Annotated in this window: 3 protein-coding genes; all 3 read right to left on the reverse strand. The window is 60.6% G+C overall.

From position 1 onward, the window contains the following. Nucleotides 1–520 precede the first annotated feature (520 nt). Nucleotides 521–970: a hypothetical protein gene (locus G7Y49_RS11850; protein ID WP_165174071.1), complete on the reverse strand. Its 450-nt coding sequence runs from the start codon at nt 968–970 to the stop codon at nt 521–523. Nucleotides 971–1,001: 31 nt separating this feature from the next. Beyond that, nucleotides 1,002–1,502, reverse strand: coding sequence for a hypothetical protein (locus G7Y49_RS11855; protein ID WP_206214698.1), 501 nt, complete (start codon nt 1,500–1,502; stop codon nt 1,002–1,004). Between the two features lie 185 nt (nt 1,503–1,687). Next, on the reverse strand, nt 1,688–2,670 hold a 983-nt coding region (locus G7Y49_RS11860; RefSeq protein WP_165174075.1), incomplete at its 5' end, for an HAD-IIIA family hydrolase.

The following is a 2,670-nucleotide window of genomic DNA, read 5'->3' on the forward strand; positions in this document are numbered from 1 at the left end:
CTGTCTGTACCCAGAAGCCCGCCTGTGCTTGAGGTCACATGATGTCGCTGTCTTAGTTGTAAAGCTGCGTCTCATAGCTTGTTTTCAAAGCCCTTGAATCCAAGGGCATCTGATAGTGCGGTCAAAACCCGTCGCTTTTCTTCTGAATCTGGTGTTGCCGCCTTACCTCTCATGTAAATCGCCTGATCAAGTTAATGTTCTTGGGTTATCGGCAACACGGATTTCGGAAAGGCCTGAGAAGCGCCCTTGAGATCGGCAGGGCAGATGAGCTTAAGCGAGCCTGCCTCGCCCTTCAACTCTTACCTGATCAGACATAGGATTTAACGATTTATCCCACACGTTATAAGACTTGCCCGCGCTTGCGCACACTGCGCAGGCGGACCGTCTGGCGAGGCTGCCGCAGACGCGGGGGAGCTCCCGCGGGACCGGCACCACCTATGAGGCGCCCAAGACGACCTCGCGCTTGACGAGAAGATAGATTCGCGAAGGAAAAACGCGCGAACGCAAAACAAGGGCAGGTTTACCGCCTGGGCTCTCCCATCTCAACCAGCTTTCGATAAAGCTGGTCAGGTTCGCTCCAGAGAACAAAAAGCGCATTCTCATGAGTAAGTCTTGAGCGAACCGCATAAGCGCGATGGAAGTCCTCAATCTCGCGAGGGCTTTTGCCCTTCGAGGCAAGAACCTCGTCCAGTCCCTCCACGGCAATCTTCCGCTTCACCCAAACAATTCTGTCCACGGCCTCGATCCTCGAAAACCCCCACACATCGTGAAGCACTGTCACCATCGCATCATCTTTAGCGGAAATCGCGATCATTGAGCGCACCGAGTTCTCGATGCCGACTTCAAGTCCCTTTTGAAACGCGGTTTCACATTCCCGGGCAGTACGCTCGTCGATAGCATAGCGGACTGAGTTGAGGACGCCCCCCTCGCCTCGAGCCAACGCCCTCTTTATCGCATCTGAGCCTAACATCGCAGTAAACCTCCCAATGGTCGACGCCGAATCACGCTTCAGCGTTTTTGAGATCGCTCGAAGCTGGTCTCACCGCTCTCGCTACAACAGGGTGATCGGGATCGCCTCCTTCCTCGCGAAGGGCAGGCTTGCCCCAGTGTTCCGTGTGCAAGGAGCTGACAGCTCCCATGATGCCCAACACCTTGGCATTGAGATCGAAAAACTCGTCAACGTGGGATCCGACGTCGTAGCAACAGCCCTTGTGGTAGAGCACCTTGTCGGAACTCGAGTTGATGACGAGAAGCCCGTGGGCGAATCTGTTTCTCGACGCACGCCATGCGCTCATTGTCTTTGCGGCGTCTTCGCGACGCATGCCTGCGGCTTCAATCAGCACTTCAGCTTCCGACAGCTCGAGCAGGTCATTGCACTTTCGGCTCAGCGAGTTTCCCTGCAGATGACCTCCGACGTAGTCGAGATAGGATTGCTCAGAAAAAGCCTCCCCGTTTTTTCTGAAATGCGCACCTGCCAAGATGTCGTCGATCTCGAATTCCATCGCATTCGCTTGGTTTATCGCCTCGGAGATCCTCGCGTTGCATAGGCTGTTGAACTCGATCTCACTTGAATTCATCTTGTCTTCTCCCCTGTGCTTGATGCGCGCCTAATGGCAAGAAAGCGGCTCCTTGCCAACATTTTGGCTCGAAACCGCTTTTCCGTCACCATGATTCAGGTTTAAAACCCTTAAACGCTCACGAATCGAACCCCTGCCCGGTCTGCGGCCAGACGGTCCTTCTCGGAGTCGCCGTACATGACGCACTGCGCCGGGTCGGCGCGGAAGTCGCGCATGGCGCGGACGAGCATGCCGGGCTTGGGCTTGCGGCACCCGCACTCCCCCGTGAAGTCCGGGTGGTGCGGGCAGAAGTACCAGGCGTCCACGCGCGCGCCCAGCGCACGCAGCTCCACTGCCATCGCGCGGTGCAGCGCGCGCATGTCGGCCACCGAGTACATCCCCTTGGCGACGCCCGCCTGGTTGGTGACCACGGCGATCCGCCAGGAGGGGTCCTCGGAGTAGCGCCGCATGAGCTCGACCGTCTCCGGGACGAGCTCGCACTCCTCGACGGCGTGCAGGTGCCCCGTGTCCACGTTGACCGTGCCGTCGCGGTCGAACATCGCGAGGCGCGCGGGCGCGGGCTCGCCCGCGCACCCCCCGCCGGGCGCGAAGAGGCCCTGGGCGCGCTCGTAGTCCTCGGGCACCCCGATGTCGACGAAGCCCCCGCCGGCCTCGACGGCGACGAGCGCGCCGTCACGAACGACGCGGGCGAACCAGCCGTCCTCCAGCGAGAACACGTCCGGCTCCCCCTCGAGCGCATCGCGGCGGATTAGGTACGTCCCGCCGTTTATGAGGCCGTCGGGGCAGGGCGCCTTCTCGCGGAAGGCCAGGATGCGCCCATCGACGGCGATGTCCAAAGTGCCATATCGGTCAAAGTCCTTCATGCGCTTGGAGGCGATCGCGCACTGCGCCCCGGGGTCCGCCGCGAGGGCGCGCTCCATGGCGGCGAAGTCCGCGTCGAGGTACGTGTCGCCGTTCAGCACGAAGACCTCGGGCCGCGCGCACAGGGCCAGGGCCCCCTTGAGGGCGCCGCCCGTGAGGAGCGGCGCGTCCTCGGGGCTGTAGTCGACCTCAAGGCCCCGGTACGTCCCCATGAAGTAGTTTTCGATCTGCT

Source organism: Adlercreutzia sp. ZJ242 (genome assembly GCF_011038995.1).
In the GTDB taxonomy this organism is placed as follows: Bacteria; Actinomycetota; Coriobacteriia; order Coriobacteriales; family Eggerthellaceae; genus CAAEEV01.